The organism is Zeaxanthinibacter enoshimensis (assembly GCF_004362865.1).
In the GTDB taxonomy this organism is placed as follows: domain Bacteria; phylum Bacteroidota; class Bacteroidia; order Flavobacteriales; family Flavobacteriaceae; genus Zeaxanthinibacter; species Zeaxanthinibacter enoshimensis.
The window spans coordinates 368,865-385,072 of record NZ_SNYI01000002.1 but is presented as its reverse complement, the minus strand read 5'-3'; the positions used below and the strand labels follow the sequence as shown (position 1 = coordinate 385,072).

General features: G+C 44.3%; 17 protein-coding genes. 4 read left to right on the top strand and 13 right to left on the bottom strand.

Annotated elements, in window-relative coordinates; genetic code table 11:
* Nucleotides 1-546 precede the first annotated feature (546 nt).
* Nucleotides 547-3,207: an ATP-binding protein gene (locus tag CLV82_RS07915; RefSeq protein ID WP_133643780.1), complete on the top strand. Its 2,661-nt coding sequence runs from the start codon at nt 547-549 to the stop codon at nt 3,205-3,207.
* Between the two features lie 109 nt (nt 3,208-3,316).
* On the opposite strand, the gene CLV82_RS07910 is transcribed toward CLV82_RS07915, so the two are convergent.
* From CLV82_RS07910 to CLV82_RS07895, 4 genes are all read right to left on the bottom strand, one after another.
* Nucleotides 3,317-3,502 carry a CsbD family protein gene (locus CLV82_RS07910; protein ID WP_133643779.1) on the bottom strand — a complete coding sequence of 62 codons (186 nt, stop codon included), beginning with the start codon at nt 3,500-3,502 and terminating at the stop codon, nt 3,317-3,319.
* Between the two features lie 218 nt (nt 3,503-3,720).
* Nucleotides 3,721-4,212: a YciE/YciF ferroxidase family protein gene (locus tag CLV82_RS07905; RefSeq protein WP_133643778.1), complete on the bottom strand. Its 492-nt coding sequence runs from the start codon at nt 4,210-4,212 to the stop codon at nt 3,721-3,723.
* 142 nt (nt 4,213-4,354) lie between these two features.
* A complete protein-coding gene (locus CLV82_RS14715) occupies nt 4,355-4,669 on the bottom strand; it encodes a four-helix bundle copper-binding protein (RefSeq protein WP_166636684.1) in 315 nt (104 codons plus the stop codon).
* A 219-nt stretch (nt 4,670-4,888) separates the two neighbouring features.
* Nucleotides 4,889-5,854 (bottom strand): 1-phosphofructokinase family hexose kinase, encoded by a 966-nt coding sequence (locus CLV82_RS07895; RefSeq protein WP_133643777.1) that lies wholly within the window; start codon nt 5,852-5,854, stop codon nt 4,889-4,891.
* Between the two features lie 196 nt (nt 5,855-6,050).
* On the opposite strand from CLV82_RS07895, the gene upp reads away from it, so the two are divergent.
* Nucleotides 6,051-6,704: a uracil phosphoribosyltransferase gene (gene upp, locus CLV82_RS07890; RefSeq protein WP_133643776.1), complete on the top strand. Its 654-nt coding sequence runs from the start codon at nt 6,051-6,053 to the stop codon at nt 6,702-6,704.
* A gap of 28 nt (nt 6,705-6,732) precedes the next feature.
* On the opposite strand, the gene CLV82_RS07885 is transcribed toward upp, so the two are convergent.
* Nucleotides 6,733-8,103 (bottom strand): MBL fold metallo-hydrolase RNA specificity domain-containing protein, encoded by a 1,371-nt coding sequence (locus CLV82_RS07885; protein ID WP_133643775.1) that lies wholly within the window; start codon nt 8,101-8,103, stop codon nt 6,733-6,735.
* Entirely contained in the window at nt 8,100-8,954 is an 855-nt protein-coding gene (locus CLV82_RS07880) for an ATP cone domain-containing protein (RefSeq protein ID WP_133643774.1), read from the bottom strand. Before CLV82_RS07880 ends, CLV82_RS07885 begins: the two co-directional genes overlap by 4 nt.
* Nucleotides 8,955-9,179: 225 nt before the next feature.
* Here CLV82_RS07880 and deoD point away from each other — a divergent pair, with 225 nt between their 5' ends.
* Both deoD and cls read left to right on the top strand, forming a co-directional pair.
* On the top strand, nt 9,180-9,878 hold the full coding sequence (deoD, locus tag CLV82_RS07875; RefSeq protein ID WP_133643773.1) for a purine-nucleoside phosphorylase: 699 nt from the start codon (nt 9,180-9,182) through the stop codon (nt 9,876-9,878).
* A 79-nt stretch (nt 9,879-9,957) separates the two neighbouring features.
* Nucleotides 9,958-11,364 (top strand): cardiolipin synthase, encoded by a 1,407-nt coding sequence (gene cls / locus CLV82_RS07870; RefSeq protein WP_133643772.1) that lies wholly within the window; start codon nt 9,958-9,960, stop codon nt 11,362-11,364.
* On the opposite strand, the gene CLV82_RS07865 is transcribed toward cls, so the two are convergent.
* The 7 genes from CLV82_RS07865 to CLV82_RS07835 all read right to left on the bottom strand — a co-directional run bounded on the left by CLV82_RS07865 (nt 11,359) and on the right by CLV82_RS07835 (nt 16,182).
* Nucleotides 11,359-12,366, bottom strand: a complete 1,008-nt coding sequence (locus tag CLV82_RS07865; protein ID WP_133643771.1) for a 2-hydroxyacid dehydrogenase — start codon at nt 12,364-12,366, stop codon at nt 11,359-11,361. The genes cls and CLV82_RS07865 overlap by 6 nt on opposite strands.
* Nucleotides 12,347-13,015, bottom strand: a complete 669-nt coding sequence (locus CLV82_RS07860; protein WP_133643770.1) for a hypothetical protein — start codon at nt 13,013-13,015, stop codon at nt 12,347-12,349. The genes CLV82_RS07865 and CLV82_RS07860 overlap by 20 nt, the downstream gene beginning before the upstream one ends.
* The gene (locus CLV82_RS07855) at nt 13,012-13,449 is read right to left on the bottom strand and encodes a hypothetical protein (protein WP_133643769.1); all 438 of its coding nucleotides are present in this window, start codon (nt 13,447-13,449) and stop codon (nt 13,012-13,014) included. Before CLV82_RS07855 ends, CLV82_RS07860 begins: the two co-directional genes overlap by 4 nt.
* Nucleotides 13,450-13,512: 63 nt before the next feature.
* Nucleotides 13,513-13,929: a hypothetical protein gene (locus tag CLV82_RS07850; protein ID WP_133643768.1), complete on the bottom strand. Its 417-nt coding sequence runs from the start codon at nt 13,927-13,929 to the stop codon at nt 13,513-13,515.
* Between the two features lie 58 nt (nt 13,930-13,987).
* On the bottom strand, nt 13,988-14,896 hold the full coding sequence (locus CLV82_RS07845) for a mechanosensitive ion channel family protein (protein WP_133643767.1): 909 nt from the start codon (nt 14,894-14,896) through the stop codon (nt 13,988-13,990).
* Nucleotides 14,897-14,919: 23 nt separating this feature from the next.
* On the bottom strand, nt 14,920-15,324 hold the full coding sequence (locus CLV82_RS07840; protein ID WP_133643766.1) for a hypothetical protein: 405 nt from the start codon (nt 15,322-15,324) through the stop codon (nt 14,920-14,922).
* Between the two features lie 12 nt (nt 15,325-15,336).
* The gene (locus tag CLV82_RS07835; RefSeq protein WP_133643765.1) at nt 15,337-16,182 is read right to left on the bottom strand and encodes a universal stress protein; all 846 of its coding nucleotides are present in this window, start codon (nt 16,180-16,182) and stop codon (nt 15,337-15,339) included.
* Nucleotides 16,183-16,208 lie beyond the last annotated feature (26 nt).

Below are 16,208 nucleotides of genomic sequence, written 5' to 3'. Positions count from 1 at the left end.
TATTAAATATATAAGCTTCCTGTTTCCAAGCAGTGCTCAATTGAACAGAAGAATAATGTTGGCCATTCCTTTAAAGGCTTTTTTCGCCTTCAGTAAAGAATTAACAATTGATCGAATTGGGCTAATCAATACCGGGGATTGTTCCTATTATAGTAGCGTTAAAGCCGGATAGTCAAAATAATCTTCAGCAGATAAGCATTTTAAAAGCCTGATCAATGGGTGCTGGCACAGGGAAGTAATGAATAAGATGAATATAACCGATGATGGAATTTGTTAATCAGGACACTGGAGTACATTAATTATCAATATGCGGCTAACGTAAGATTAAACTGACAAAAAATAGTATATTTCTACATAATAAACAGGAGGATCTGTGGTTTCACAGGAATAGCTCAAGTAATATGCCAAGGGTTTAATTATTGAAATCCTATCCGCAATGAAGAATAGCTTGAAAAATTAAAATCCAACTTAGCAAATTTAGATGTATACCACCACTTTATGCCGGAAAATCAAAACTGTGCTAATATGGTCTACCTATAAAAACAGATGAACCTCAGTAATTCTGAAAATACAAGAACCAGGCGCGCACCATTCCGGTTAGGCGTCGCAATTGCCGTAGTGCTCTTGTTACTTATAGCAGGCATAACTTTTCGGCAGATCAAGAATTTACAACGATCGGCAGATTTGGTCTCCCTCTCATTCCAGGTAGATAAAGAGATCAATAATCTCTTCTCAATGTATAACATCATGGAATCCGCACAATTCCGTTCCGTGATCGTCAGAGACTCATCATTCCAATTATCTTATGAGGACTACAGGCAACAGAGTGAATCTTCCCTGAAGAAGCTATACCAGTTGACAGAAACAGTACCGGAAAATCAAAGAACTCTGGACTCTGTGACAGTTATAAAAGATAAATTACATGCTTCCCTGACCAAGATCAACAGCCAGTTGCCTGCATTCAATTCCCAGGACAGGGAAATTTTGCAAGAGGTCAGGACAGCAGACAGCCTCCTTCATAAACTTCGACAACTTAAAATCAAGTTGGTTTTAAAAAAAGAATCTCTTTTACAGGAGCGTCTTTCTGCTTATCAATCCCAAAGTTTTATCACCCATCTCACCTCGCTCTTACTGGCAATTTTTTCCCTGATCGTCTTTATTATTTTCTTTAAGATCATCGATGAAGACCGAAAAAGTATTATCCGGGCAGAAACATTCCTGCAAAGCATTTTAAAGAATACCGATAACATCATAAATTATTATGAGCCTATCTATGACAGGGATGGCCGGATTCATGATTTCCGTGTGGTCTTTGCCAACGACAGTAACAAGACACACATGGGGATGGCTCCTGAAAGTATGATAGGGAAAGAAGTTTCTAAAATATTTCCTTTTTTACTGCTCAATGGCGAATTGGATGAACTGATCAATAGTTTTAAAGAACAGAAGAGAATTGCATTTGACCGGCAAATAGCCGCTAACGGTAAAAAAATGTGGTTTGCCAGTGTGGTTCGTCCCCTATCCAACGGGTTATTGATCATTGCAAGGAACAGTACGGAAGAAAAAAATTCGGAAGAAAAACTTATCCGGCTAAACCAGGAACTGAAAGAAAGGAATAAGGACCTGGACGATACCCGGAAGTTGCTGAAAGTTATCCTGGAAAGTACAGACAACACCATCAATCACTATGAAGCGGTCTACGACGAGCAGGGGAAGGTTATCGACTTCAGGATATTATACGTCACAGAAAACATCTCTAACTATATCGATTTTACAGCCCAGGAGGTTATTGGTAAATTGGTTTCTGAAGTCTATCCCATGACTATTGAGAGTGGATCATTTGAAGTAATGCTCAATTGTATAAATACGCAGCAGAAGGAGGTAATAGAACGTAAATATGTTTATCAAAACAAAGACCTGTGGTTTCGAACAACCTTGCAACCAATCAATAACAGGCTGACAGCAACTGCCAGTAACATTACCCATATAAAGGAGGCCGAAAAACATCTCCTCCACCTCAATGAGGAACTGCAGATCCAGAATTCCATCCTTTCCAATGCTGAAGGAATGGCAAAAATTGGAAGTTATATCTGGGATGTGTCCCAGGATACCCTGAGAATATCGGATAACTTTTATCATCTACTTGACCGGGAAGTGGGTTCGGTAGACCCTACGATAGATAGTTTTATGAATATCGTCCATTCGGAAGATAAAGCGATCTTTAAAGCTAAGGCAGAAAAAGCCATCAGCTCTTTACAATCCCTTGAACACACTTTCCGGGTAGTGACGAACCAGGGAAATATTAAATATCTCAAGATTTTTGGCCAGTTCATGCATTCCAAAAAAGACCCGGTAATGATCGGGGTCGCCCAGGATGTTACCAAACAAATTAAATCAGAGAGGAACCTCATAAACCGTAACCGGGAACTGAAGAGAAGTAATGCTGAACTGGAATCATTCAACAGGGTGGCCAGCCATGACCTGCAGGAACCCCTACGGAAGATCCAGATGTTCATCTCCCGGATCAACGACCTGGACGGTGTGTCCAAGAGAAGCCAGAACTATTTTGAGAAGATCACCCAGGCAGCAGATAGGATGCAAACCCTTATAAAGAACCTGCTTACGTACTCCAGGATAGACAGTGCAATTGAAAAAATTGAAGAGGTTGATCTGAATAAGGTGATGGAGAATATCCAGGATAACCTGAGTGTACAGATCAAAGAGTCGGGCATGCAACTGGAAGTCGACGACTCTCTTCCTTCCGTACAGGCGGTACCTTTCCAGATGGAGCAATTATTCAATAACCTGATCTCCAATGCTATCAAATACCGTTCTCCGGATAGGAAACCGCAGGTGGTTGTACGATCAGAACTTGTAAGGCGAGAGTCCATTAATGCCGCCTTCACGAAACTTGCACGTAAATATTACCTGATTACAGTAGAGGATAACGGGATAGGGTTTAAACAGGAGAATGCAGACCGAATCTTTGAAATTTTCCAGCGACTGCACTACCAGCCGGAATATAAAGGAACAGGTATCGGGCTGGCCATTTGTAAGAAGATCGTTGAGAATCACAGGGGATACATACAGGCGTTTGGAAAAGAGGGAGAAGGCTCCAGTTTCCAAATTTACCTTCCGTTTACCACATCGACCAATGGTGCCCCGTTAAAAGGAAGGAAGCAGGAAGAAGAAGAGCAATATAACTAATATTATAGACTCCATCTCCTGTATATTGGTCCTCCGCACCGCAAAAAAAAGACCGCCCCCCATTCACATGGAGGGCGGTCCCTATCAACTGAATTCAGGAATTTGGGTTCTAATAGCTTTCAAGTTCCCTTTTCAGTTCATCCTTCCTTTTCCCGGTTTTTTCCTGGATCCGGCCGAACATCTCGTCGAATCGCCCTTCGGAATAGGTAAGGTCATCATCTGTAAGGTTGCCATATTTCTGTTTTAGCTTTCCTTTCAGCTGGTTCCATTTCCCTTTTAATTGCTCATCATTCATAGCTGTAGATTTAAGGTTAATAATACATATGATAATCAATTCTAAAGTAGGATTTAATCTACGCAGAAAGTAATCCATTACCTCTGCATTTTTAGCTCATTTAGAAGATTAACATTGTCTTAAGTATTAATGCGTTATAGCTAAAAAAAACCTTAAACCCGGGATAACAGTACGCTATCCTACAACAGGTTTAAGGTCTTTTCTCCTTTATTTCACTCCTAAGAGTGATCCATGGCCTTTTGATTCAGCCTGTTTTCCGCCAGGTCATCCAGCTTATTATCCGCAGCATATTCCTCGTCCAGGGTGGTCTGTAATACACGTGCAATTTCTATATGCCCAAGTTCTTTGGCATACCGGACTGCCGTTCCGTAACCGGAGATCTCATAATGTTCAATGCGCTGGGCATTGGCGATAATACCGGCATCTACCACATCTGAATCGGTTGCTTCTTCCAAAAACTCATCAGCCTCCTTAATCAGGCCTTCCATCGCTTTACATTTCTCACCACTGGGTGAAATATCGAGATCTTCACATACCTCCTGTAAGCGTTTTTTCTGTTCCTTGGTTTCCTCCAGGTGATCCTCTATTGCTTTTTTAAGTTTTGAGTCGCTTACGCGGCCAATTACTTTAGGTAAAGCAGATATCAACTGGTTTTCTGCGCTATATAAGTCTTTTAACTGGTGTTCAAATAAATCTTCTAGTGTTTTCATAGGTTCTGATTTAAGTTCATAATTAATTTGAGAACTATATCTAAGTTACCTGTTCTGAGAACCAGAATTGACCTTGAAGAATTTGAACATTGACGCGGAAAAAGATTTAACATTCTTTTTCTCACCAGACAGAAAATACTCGTTACGCCACTCTCCTGCAGGCCACTGCACACTCCAGGCATGCTTCTTTACATTTCTGGCAGTGTTCATGATCGTGTTCCCCACATTGTTCGGCGCACCATTCGCACATTTCCGCACAAAGTTCACAGTATTTAGCAGCGAACTTACTGTCTGAGATGAGTAATTTTATACAAATTAGACAGGCATCTATGCATTGCACGCAGCATTCAGGACAGTCGTTCGCACTTTCTTTTCCTACCATTTTGCTGAAACAATTCTGGCATTCTTCCAGGCAGCGCCGGCAGGCTTCTATACATGATTCGTAGGTAGAATTCATAGGTAATTGTTTTAAGGTTAATAATATTCTTCCCACATGGGGCTACCCTGAAAAACTAATAGCGTAGCCCGGGTAATCCGGGAAGCAGCTTCAAGTTGATAAAAAAAAGTTTTTTTGTTGAATGGAAAGAAGTCAAATATTGACACATTCATCTAACCAACAGGATGCTGGTGAAGCAAACGGATAATGTATAGGGCAATTCCGGTAAACTTACAGGAACTAGGAATCGGTTCGGATGGCTTTTTTATTCCCGGGATGTGCATTGATCCAGCGGTACAGGGTTTCTACATCTTCTTTCCTGCAAAGCTGGGTTCCGGGGGTCATGGTAGCGGCAGTTCCGCAGGCTACCCCGTACCGGGCCATTTCCCGGTAGCTTTTGCCCAGGGAAAGATATTGCACCATCCCTGCCATCATGCTATCCCCTGCTCCTATTGTACTTTTAGTTTTAACCGTTGGCGCGATTATACGTTCGCTCTGTTCTGCAGTCACCAGGAGGGCTCCCTGGGGCCCGAGGGAAACCACCATGATCTCACATTGGGCATCTTCCATGAACTTCCGGGCATTTACTTCCAGTTCCGGGAAATCTAATCGCTCAACCCCACAGAGCGTACTGAGTTCTGCAAGGTTAGGTTTAAGCATAAAAACTCCGGCTTCTACACCCAGTCGCAATGGTTCCCCGTGGGTGTCCAGAATAAATCGCACCCCTTTTGCTTTGGCCAGATAAGCAAGATTCCGGTAAAAATCGTCGGGAACCCCCGGAGGGAGGCTGCCACTGGCCACCAGGTAATCACCTTCCATCAGGATACCTTCCAGGTGCACCAGGGACTGCCGCCACTCCTGCTCAATAACCTTGGGCCCCGGCATTCCAAAACGGTATTGCAAACCGGTTGCATTATCGGTTATGGCAATATTTTCACGGGTCCATCCTTCTATGCCAACAATCTGCTGCAGAATATTGGCAGAAGACAACAGGTTTTTCAGCTGTAAGCCCGTGGGCCCTCCTGCCAGGTAGGTACAGAGCGAGTCACTCCCAAGTTCCTTGATAACTTTAGAGATGTTTACGCCACCGCCACCGGGTTCCACCACAGGCTCCGCACAGCGCAGTTTACTGTGTGGTTTCATTCCTTTTACGGAGGTGCTTTTATCCAGGGCAGGATTTACTGTGAATGTTATTACCTTGTTCATGTTACTCAAAGTTACTCATTGAGGTCTCTCAATACCTCATAAAAACAGAAACATTTTTAATTTATGGATCTGTTAATCCGTTATCCTTTTACCTTTTCCCCTGTTGTCCGGAAACAGCCGATCCTCTGTAATGCATCAGAAAATCGACTACTGCCTTTGTCTAAAGTATGTATCTTTAGTTTAAATCATCTACCTCATGATCGTACATCACCTCAATAAGAAGAACTCGCTCCTCAACCGTTTCATGGCAGAATTACGAGACCAGGAGGTCCAGAAAGATTCCATGCGATTCAGACGTAATATGGAAAGGATCGGTGAGATCCTCTCCTATGAATTCAGCAAAAGCCTTTCCTACCAGGAACAGCTCATCCAGACACCTTTTGGTGAGAAAGAAGTCCGGCTGAATTCCGATCCATTGGTACTTTGTTCCGTACTCAGGGCCGGACTACCCTTGCATCACGGTCTTTTGAATTACCTGGATAAGGCCGAAAATGCTTTTATATCTGCCTATCGTCACCATCCTGATGATACAGATGAATTTGAGGTTATCGTAAAATATTTTGCCGCTCCTAACCTGCAAGACAAAATTTTATTGTTAGCAGACCCTATGTTGGCAACCGGTAAGACGCTGGAGAATGTATACCGGGCCCTTAAAAGTCATGGTCAGCCTAAGAAAATTCATTTACTCTCCGTCATCGGCTCAGAAAAAGGGGTGTCTTATGTTTCTAAACGCTTTCCTGAAGATACCCACTTGTGGATCGCAGACATAGACCCGGTACTCACCAGTAAAGGCTATATAGTACCTGGTCTTGGTGATGCCGGGGACCTTTCATTCGGGGAGAAATTATAGCTCGTTTCCCGGTACAGATAATGATACGTTACCAATAAAGTTCGCGCACTTCGTTGAGAACAGGGATGTGCACCTGCCATCCGAATTCATTCCTGATCGCTGTGCTCAGTCCCTCCAGTCCCTCTTCTTCCCCATGGACCAGGAAGACTTTTTCCGGGATATTCTTAACCCCTTCCAGCCACTGTAACAGCTCCTGTTGATCGGCATGGGCCGATAAGCTTTCAACATGCACAACTTCGGCTTTCAGCTCATAAAACTTACCAAAGATCTTCAGCTCCTTCTCCCCTTCCAACAACCTCCGGCCCCTGGTCCCTTCGGCCATAAAACCGACCAGCAGAAGTGTTGTCGACGGGAGGCCCATCAGTTGTTTTAGGTAGGTCAGCACCCTCCCGCCGGTCAGCATCCCGCTTCCTGCTATTACGATCTTAGGTCTTGGATCATCTATGGTCTCCCAGGTTTCCCTGAAAGAGCCAATGAACTTCATCCTGTCGCGCATGGCCCGAATTATTCCTGCTGATAAGTTATGCCACCCGGGAAATCTTTCAAAAACCGACAGTACATTAACGCCCATCGGGCTGTCAATAAATATGGGAATATTTGGTAACCTGCCGGAGTCGTAAAGCTTCCATAACCTGTACATAAGTGACTGGAAACGCTCAACGGCGAAAGATGGAATGATTAGGGTCCCCCTGTTCTCAATGGTTTTTTTTGCATTACTGATAAGGATTTCATCTATATCTTCCACGGGGTGCAGCCTATCCCCATAAGTACTTTCCACGAAGAGGTAATCTGCCCATCGAGGTTTTTCGGGCGGATCCAGGAGTAAGTCCGAGTCGCGTCCGATATCACCGGAAAACACAAACAGCTTTCCTTTAATTTCCAGCTCTATGAATGCCGCCCCAAGGATATGTCCGACAGGCATGAACCGGGCACGTGTACCATCCGCCAGGGGATACCACTCTTTAAATTGTTTCGGTTGAAACAATTCCAGGGTGAGCTCCACATCCCGGAGGTCGTAAAGGGGTAATGCAGGCTGGTGCCTGGAGTATCCCTCCTTATTGGCCTGTTCCGCTTCCTCTTCCTGGATCTTTGCCGTATCTCTAAGTATGATCTCCGCAATAGCCAGTGACGGGCCTGTTCCAATGATCTTGCCCCGAAATCCTTGTGCTACCAGTCGCGGCAGGTAACCGGTATGATCTAAATGTCCATGTGTCAGCAATACCAGGTCTATTTCCCCGGCTCTGACCGGTAATTCTTTCCGGTTCATCTCTCTCAGAGCTTTTTTCCCCTGGAAAAGCCCACAATCAACCATTACTGATAATTCCGGTGTCTGAAGCAAGTATTTGGACCCGGTAACGGTTCCCGACGCTCCCAGGAAATGTATCTTTACTGTGGTCATGACTCTTGCTCCTGGGGGCATAACGTTTCTATTTCCTCCATGATCCTTTCTTTTCGTTCGGGGGAAACCTCCAGGTGGTCCAGGTAGAAGGTATCTTTCTTCAATTGACGCAGCAATACAACCTCCCTGCTTAATAAAAACTGTTTTTCCCGGTTACTTAGCAGGTCGGAAACGGTAATGGGGTAAAGACCCAGCGCATCGATCCTGTCCTTTAAAGCATGATCATAGGGATGATCCCAGCTGAGAAGGTAGAGCCCGGTACATGTTCCGTAAGTTATGGCATCGGTAGTAAACCTCGTATTGGTCACCACCCATGCTTCCCGGAGTGGCTTTCTTCCCGGGGTCTGCTCCCAAACGGCCCTTATATCGCGATACCTCGCATCAATATATAAGGGTATTTTTACATTACAGTACTTCTTCCGGTCTCCGTGAAATTTACACTCAACCATTATGGTACTGCCCTCATTGTTTGCAACAATATCAACCTCATGAGACACACATCGTCCTTCAACAATTTTATTGATACTTGTACTGTAGCCCGAATATGTAAGGACCTCAGCTATGAATTGTTCAAAAGGAAAACCTGTAGGTCCCAGTTCGTACAAGGCTTTCTTAAGTTTATATTTTGAAGCATAAGCCGACTTTTCTTTTTTCAGGAGGTTGTGTACTTTTTTGTGGATCTCTGCAGTAGTGATACCCGGGTACAATTCTAATTGAACTTTGTGTAGAATTTCGCTGACGATCGCGGGACCGGCGCCCGACTTCTCCAGGGACCGCTTTAATTTTTCCAGGGAAAAGGTATTCCTGTCACCGGTAGATTTTACAATCTCTAAAGGTTCTGTATGCTTCATATATACACCTTTTTCGCATTAAACAGCATCGGTGGTCCTGTAAAAATCAAATTATAATAAGAACTAAACCATGATTTGTATCAGCCCTGGGAACTGCGGTAAATGGCTGAGAAAAATCATAAAGAGATCGGGACAGAAACAATACCTTGAGACTTTACACAACCAGGACTTATCCTTCGCAATTCCGGCTAGGATCATCCATTGGCCCAATTAAATATACGTATAATGAGTGTACATATCGCTGCTGTCAAAGGGGATATAGCCCCTACGGTACTAATGCCGGGGGATCCATTAAGAGCTGAATGGATCGCCAAAACTTTTCTCGAAAACGCGGTCTGTTACAACAGGGTCCGGGGAATGCTGGGATATACCGGGACCTATAGGGGGAAACCGGTTTCCGTCCAGGGCAGTGGGATGGGTATTCCCTCGGCCATGATCTATTACCATGAGCTTATCAATGAGTACGGGGTGAACACCATCATCAGGATAGGGACCGCCGGGTCATACCAAAAAGATGTGAATCTGAGGGACCTGGTACTGGCAATGGCAGCATCCACCACTTCAGGGATCAATAACTCCAGGTTCATCAATGCAGATTACTCCCCTACAGCCAATTTTGAACTACTGATGAAAGCTGCCCTTTATGCAAAGGAAAAAGACATTCCCATAAAAGCGGGAAATGTACTTACCGCCGACGAATTTTACCCGGATGACCCGGATGACTACAAGCTATGGGCAGACTTTGGTGTCCTCTGCGTAGAAATGGAAGCGGCCGGGCTTTATACGCTTGCCGCCAAATACGGGGTTAGGGCCCTGGCTATCCTTACTATTTCAGATTCCCTGGTAAGCGGGGTGGCTGCACCCCAGGAAGAGCGGGAACGATCTTACACCCAAATGGCCGAAATGGCATTAAATATTACCTGACGTAGAAAATAATAGAGCTGACAGTAATCATCCTCATAAAATATTCTAAGAATTACCTTTAAATTCTAAACGAGTTCAGATGTTAATAGTCTCTGTTATTATCCTGTACAGCCTGGTAGCCTTATTCCTGGTCTTCAGCCTGCTGATCAATGGGGTGAGACCTGCCAAAACCCTCGGTTGGCTGTTGGCTATTTTCACCATCCCTGTAGGCGGCGTATTATTCTACTGGATGCTGGGGCGGAATCATCGTAAAAATGTACTAGCTAAACTTAAAAAAAGGTCGCTCACCTTACCTCATTCCTACATAGATCCAACTTTACCCGGTGAATCTGACAAGTACCGGAAACTGATGCAACTGATCAACAATACTTGTGCATTCCCCCCTTCCCGCGGGAACGAAGTAAAGTATCTAAAGAACGGGGAGCTTACTTTTAATGCCATTTTTAAAGCGATGCAGGCAGCTGAAAAGTATATTCACCTCCAATATTACATCTTTGAAGAGGGGTTACTGACAGATAGATTGCTCCAGCTTTTTGAAAAAAAGGTCACCGCAGGTGTACAGGTAAGACTGATCTATGATGGGGTAGGCAGCTACTCCCTGAGTTCATCTTACCGAAAAAAACTCAGGGCTATAGGCGTAGAGGTGTATCCTTTCCTGCCCTTTAAATTTTCACGTTTCCTTTCTTCGATCAATTACCGTAACCATCGGAAGATCATTGTAGTGGACGGGATCATTGCATTTACTGGGGGGATCAATATTTCTGATAAATACCTGAAGGGAACAGAACCGCTTGGACTATGGCATGATATGCACCTGCAGATTACCGGTCCCTCGGCTTGGCAGCTCGCCATGGTCTTCGAGATGGATTGGATCATGGTAACAGGAAAAAAGCCAGGGATAGAGGCTCCCAAATGGCAAACCAGGGAAAATAAAAACTCTGTAGTGGTGCAAACCGTATACAGCGGGCCGGATGACATTTACCCCAATATAGAACAGGTTTTCTTGTCCCTGATTAATTCGGCCAGGAAGTATATCTACATTACCAATCCCTATATCATCCCTACCCCGGAAATTCTTAAGGCATTGCAGGTTGCTTCGCTCAGTGGGGTTGACGTCAGGCTGCTTATGTCTGAGAAGAGTGATAGCAAAGTGGTTTACTGGAGCGTACATTCTTACCTGGAATCCATGCTGAGGGCGGGGATCAGGATATTTATGTTTCCCCAGGGGTTCCTGCACAGTAAGATCATTGTCAGTGATGATGACATTGCGACTATCGGAACCACCAATATAGATGCCCGGAGCTTTGAGCATAACTATGAAGTTAATGCGCTGGTTTACGACAACGCATTCAGCAGAGACCTCAGGAAGGATTTTGAGGAAGATTGCGAGGGCTCAAGGGAATTGTCCTATCAGAAATTTATACATAGACCTGTGTCAGAGCGATTAAAAGAAGGAATGGCAAGGGTCTTTGCCCCTGTCCTATGACATCATGGTCTCTTTACCTAATTCATTTTTACATGGCAGATTCTTGTCCCAGGCTGAGAGGTTTTCCATGGTCATTTCCGCAATATTCTTCAACGCTTCTTCTGTAACAAATGCCTGGTGCGGGGTAATCAGAACATTGGGTAGTTCCCGCAGCTTTTTGAATCGTTCATCACTGATTCCTTTACCGGAATGATCCCGGAAAAAGAGGCCTCTTTCCTTTTCATATACATCTGCAGCATAGCCTGCAATCTGTCCGCGTTCCAGAGCCTCTATCAGGACATTGGTCTGTACGACCGCGCCCCTGGCAGTATTCACCAAGATGGCAGATGGTTTCATCCATCCAAGCTTTTCCTTATCAAAGAAATAGAAATTTTCATAGGTCAGCGGGATGTGGAGACTGATCACATCAGACTCCTTACATAGTTCCTCTATTGAAACATATTTGACAAGATCAAGCTCTGAAAGGCTTTTATTCGGGACCGGGTCATGGGCAAGTATCCGGCATCCAAATCCGTTCATGATCTTTGCCATTACCGTACCTATCCGTCCCGTTCCCACGATGCCAATGGTCTTGCCGTGAAGGTTAAAACCCATCAGCTCATCCAGTAAAAAGTTGTCTTTCTGCACCTGCCGGTCAGCCTGGACGATCTTCCGGGCCAGTGCGAGTAACAAGGCTGTAGCGTGCTCTGCAATGGCATGGGGAGAATACTCCGGGACGTTGGCAACTTTCAGACCAATTCGTTTAGCTGCCTTAATGTGGATGTTGTTATAACCGGCGGCCCTGATAGCAATATATTTTACTCCGAGGTCATGTAATTTTTCAAGGACCAGTAAGGAAGCATCATCACCAGAGAAGATAGAGATCGCATCGTAACCTACCGCTTTCTGCGCCGTATGGGTGTCGAGGGCGTCCTCTGTAAAATGCATGGTGAACCGCTCTTGATTGGCCTTGTACAGAAAGGGTTTCTCAAATTCCTTGGCGCTAAAGACTAGTAGTTTCATTTTCGGTTTTTTTCCTGATTATAAGATCTTGCTCCTGTAAGGCATATACGACCAGTTGAATATAGTCATCCACAACCTTCTCAACATTTTTTGGATCAGTGATCTCTATGGTACCTCTCCAGATAAGTTTTCTGTCTTTCCCCACACAGATACAATAAAGCGAGGTCTCTGCATAGTAAACATCGTAATCCTGGTAATAATCCTTCTTGAAATAGATGCCCTGGTTAGAGTTATAATCCTCTTTAAATCCTTCCATGTAAGTTTCCCAGTCCAGGACCTGTTCCCTGAAACTTCTTTTATTCTCGTATCCCACAACCTTGGTGAACAAAATGGCATCAAAATCCTTATCGAGCAATTGCTCCTCCACTTCATCCAATTCCTCTTCCGAGCGGGCCGAGTTGGTAAAGGCGACATCGAACACATCAAGACTCCTCATCGCTTCAACATTTCTTTTGGTAAACTCATCCCTCATATTCGTCTCGAACAGGAGCCGTGCCCGTTCATTCTGGGTCATTCCGACCACAAGAACTTTGTAGGCATCAAACAATACGATGTCCGGGTTCTTCCAGCTGCTCACCAGACTGGTGGATGAGCATCCGGAACTGAAGAGGATTAGAAACAGGGTAAATACTATGGAGAATCTTTTCATGGGGTGAGTTTCTTTGTTTTTCTTTGCTTTAATTGATCTGTTATCATCTTAAAAAAACCTGTTTTGAATTCCCGGTATTTTTGCATGTACGCCGTATACTGAGATGACAATTTTTTATGGGTTTTCAGGTAGGCGCTTTCCATTTCGAGCTGGTCTACCTTATCTGTCATGATCTTAAGTTGGTTTCCGTGCAATTGCACCTTCTCTTTCATGACCACTAGTTCACTCTCAAGGGAAAGAAGCTCAGAAACTGTACGTTTTGAGGATTCAAAATTAGAAGATTGGGTCAGTTCTATCGTAAAATCCTTTACCAGTTCGTTCAGGAACCGCTGTTCGTCTCCGATGAACTCAATCACAGAAATCCATGACCTTGTCTCCTGGTGTAAAGAGTCAGGGTCTAACCATTCCTGTATTGCAATTACTTTTCTTTTCATGGCGTTCTGTTATTTTATACTTCACCTGTGCTTGGATAATCCTCTAATTTACTGGGAGCGGCATCATGCTTTTCGCTTTTTGAGTATCCCCCCGGCATAATTAAATATCTCTGATTTTAAGTTCTCGTGCACCGATATATAATGATCCACTTTTGTGCCTAATTCGGTATGCGCCAAGATGATGGCATCTTCACAAGTTTGATCCTTGCACTCCAGAAGTTCACCCAGGTTTGGAGTGTGTACCCTGATCATTTGCTGAAGATCGTCCTTGATTTCGATGAGCTGCTTTAACCGATGCTGGTATTCCGAGAGCCGCTCGAACAGATTCGGTGTATTGGGTTCAAATACGTAGGAATTAAGAAGTTGATCGATAAATATCAACTCATCCTCAGTAAACCTGATCTTCGAGTTCCATGTTCTTGACTCTTGGTCCAAAATGGCTAATTTAGAAGGGAGGGCCGGTGCCGAATAGGATTCCATACTTAATAGTTTAATGTTTAAATCTACAGTATGAGGGTAAGCCCGGGAATGATTTCGGTCAGGTTTGGGGAGTATGCATCCGTACATCCACCTCCGGGATCTTCAGGAGCTGCAGAGTTGTGGATGCGAAATAAACAGCTTGTCCTTTTGCTTTGAAAACCGATTCAATGCGTTCAAAAAGATCCTGCTGTGTCATTCTCCTTCTTTTGTAATCCGTGATATACCTGAGGTTCAGTTGCATCCAGTTATCGGTCAGTTTCACTGCCAGGCTGGGTTCTAAAGCAGCATTCTCTATATAATACCGCTCTACCAGTTCTTCCCATTTAGCCGTAGATGCCCTGGTATACGCCAATAACATTTCATTAGCCTCGTGCAGTATCAGCGTCTTGGCTTCCTCCAGGTCTGACTCGTAAGTAATAAGAATATTGAGCTCGTCCCAGACAAAAGGGAAATCCAGTGAATAGTTGTGGATAGGGCCTTTAAACACGTAGGCATTACTGATCTTAACAATCCGGCCGGAGTAATTATCGGAGCTTACCCAACCTCCGATTTCCATCAGGGTGGTGTAGATGCTGTCAATATCTATGACATCACCGGTGATGCCATTGATTTCTATCCGGTCTCCCGGTTTATAGACCCGAACTGCAAATATATAGAAGGATCCGGCTATACTCAGGATCAGTTCCTGCAGGGTAAAAGTCAGGCCTGCAGTAAACAGGCCAATAATGATAGTGTAATCCCGGACATTGTCTACAGTGACAAACATTACCACCAGGAGAATGATCATGATATACCCAAGGATCTCGATAAGTTTCTGGGTCTTATACCTGAAGACGGTATTCTCTATTCTTTTCCTGGCACTCCTCCTGAAGAATGTGACGACCGCTACCGTTATCCCGATCCAAAGGAGGAGTTTCATCAGCTTTATAATGGTGGGATCGGACAGGAGTTCACGTAGCGCATCCATGGCTTGCGGTTATTTATATGTGATCAGTCCTTGAAACAATCCCGTACCAGGGCCCTGAATTGGTTTTCGGTCATACTGTCGGCAGTGGCCACAATTTTCACCTTATCTGCAAGCCTTTTTCTTTTGTTGGTCAGTGCGTCTAAAAATTTCCTGTTAGTCCCTGCCGGACCGTACAGGGCGATGCTATCCGCCTCGCTCAAAGCAGTTGCCAGCTTGTCAAAGTAATTATTCAGCTGGTGTTTCTCCCGTTCCAGGTATCGGCTATCTTGTACAACTTCCTGTGGGCCCCATTTTACCTTGGACCTGGATCCACCCTTTGGGTTAAAGAATTCCAGCTCAGAGCTCAGGGTACTAAAATCTTCTTGTCCTTTTTCCAAAGACACTATATGTGCCTTTTCCTTATCCATCCAAACTCCTATATTTTTCATGGTAATTGATTTTTATCGGTGATCGTTAAGTGCCAGGATTGGGATCTTATAGTGGTACCCAGCCTCCTGTATGAGGGGTTTATCAAATATCGAAGCCAGGAAACCGTGCTTCCTGTTTGTAAAAGCCACAAGATCGCATTCGTTATCATCTATAAACTTTCCGATAGCGCGGTGTACATGCTGTTTCTCCAGTTCATGAAATTGGTGATCTATCCCATCCAGGATACTATCCAGCAGTTTCTTATTACTCTCCTGTATATTAGTGAGACTGGCCTCACGTTTTATATGTACTACGTGGATAAAAGACCCAAAATCTCTGGCTATATCCAGCATATAGTGCAGCTCCCTTCTTTTAAATTCTGATTTATAATCCGTAGGAAAAGCTATAACCTTGGGGGAGCAAAAACGAACATTGTCCGGAACGGCAAGTACAGGGCAGCTTTGAAGCTGTGCCATTACATTTACTGTAATGGTCCCAAACAAACTGGTTTCCACATCCCTGACGCCTTTGGTCCCCATGACGACCAGGTCTATGTCCTTTTTGGCAATACTGTCTTCTATCCCGTTATAGACCGAATTGAAAGTTGAGATCATGTGTACCCTGTGCTTCGGATTCTCCCCGTGCAGTTTTAGACGTTCTCCAAACTTACGCAGCCCATCCTCGGATTTTTCTCTTTGGCTTTCATACCCCGGTTCACCGGTCTCCGGTACACTCATATTAGCTGTAGAAAAGGCACGCTGGTATACATTCAGGAGGTAAAAGTCACATTCCTGCTCGTGATAGAGATCAAGAGCATACCGTGCGGCATTGAGGGAGTTCTTAGAGAAATCAGTGGGTAAGAGAATACGTTTTTTCATGGCAAGCTCATGTTATTAGTTTATAT

Excerpts from the sequence above, each read along its gene's own strand:
- CLV82_RS07915 (WP_133643780.1), top strand. The coding sequence starts at position 547 with ATGAACCTCAGTAATTCTGAAAATACAAGAACCAGGCGCGCACCATTC.
- CLV82_RS07910 (WP_133643779.1), bottom strand. The coding sequence starts at position 3,502 with ATGAATGATGAGCAATTAAAAGGGAAATGGAACCAGCTGAAAGGAAAG.
- CLV82_RS07905 (WP_133643778.1), bottom strand. The coding sequence starts at position 4,212 with ATGAAAACACTAGAAGATTTATTTGAACACCAGTTAAAAGACTTATAT.
- CLV82_RS14715 (WP_166636684.1), bottom strand. The coding sequence starts at position 4,669 with ATGAATTCTACCTACGAATCATGTATAGAAGCCTGCCGGCGCTGCCTG.
- CLV82_RS07895 (WP_133643777.1), bottom strand. The coding sequence starts at position 5,854 with ATGAACAAGGTAATAACATTCACAGTAAATCCTGCCCTGGATAAAAGC.
- upp (WP_133643776.1), top strand. The coding sequence starts at position 6,051 with ATGATCGTACATCACCTCAATAAGAAGAACTCGCTCCTCAACCGTTTC.
- CLV82_RS07885 (WP_133643775.1), bottom strand. The coding sequence starts at position 8,103 with ATGACCACAGTAAAGATACATTTCCTGGGAGCGTCGGGAACCGTTACC.
- CLV82_RS07880 (WP_133643774.1), bottom strand. The coding sequence starts at position 8,954 with ATGAAGCATACAGAACCTTTAGAGATTGTAAAATCTACCGGTGACAGG.
- deoD (WP_133643773.1), top strand. The coding sequence starts at position 9,180 with ATGAGTGTACATATCGCTGCTGTCAAAGGGGATATAGCCCCTACGGTA.
- cls (WP_133643772.1), top strand. The coding sequence starts at position 9,958 with ATGTTAATAGTCTCTGTTATTATCCTGTACAGCCTGGTAGCCTTATTC.
- CLV82_RS07865 (WP_133643771.1), bottom strand. The coding sequence starts at position 12,366 with ATGAAACTACTAGTCTTTAGCGCCAAGGAATTTGAGAAACCCTTTCTG.
- CLV82_RS07860 (WP_133643770.1), bottom strand. The coding sequence starts at position 13,015 with ATGAAAAGATTCTCCATAGTATTTACCCTGTTTCTAATCCTCTTCAGT.
- CLV82_RS07855 (WP_133643769.1), bottom strand. The coding sequence starts at position 13,449 with ATGAAAAGAAAAGTAATTGCAATACAGGAATGGTTAGACCCTGACTCT.
- CLV82_RS07850 (WP_133643768.1), bottom strand. The coding sequence starts at position 13,929 with ATGGAATCCTATTCGGCACCGGCCCTCCCTTCTAAATTAGCCATTTTG.
- CLV82_RS07845 (WP_133643767.1), bottom strand. The coding sequence starts at position 14,896 with ATGGATGCGCTACGTGAACTCCTGTCCGATCCCACCATTATAAAGCTG.
- CLV82_RS07840 (WP_133643766.1), bottom strand. The coding sequence starts at position 15,324 with ATGAAAAATATAGGAGTTTGGATGGATAAGGAAAAGGCACATATAGTG.
- CLV82_RS07835 (WP_133643765.1), bottom strand. The coding sequence starts at position 16,182 with ATGAAAAAACGTATTCTCTTACCCACTGATTTCTCTAAGAACTCCCTC.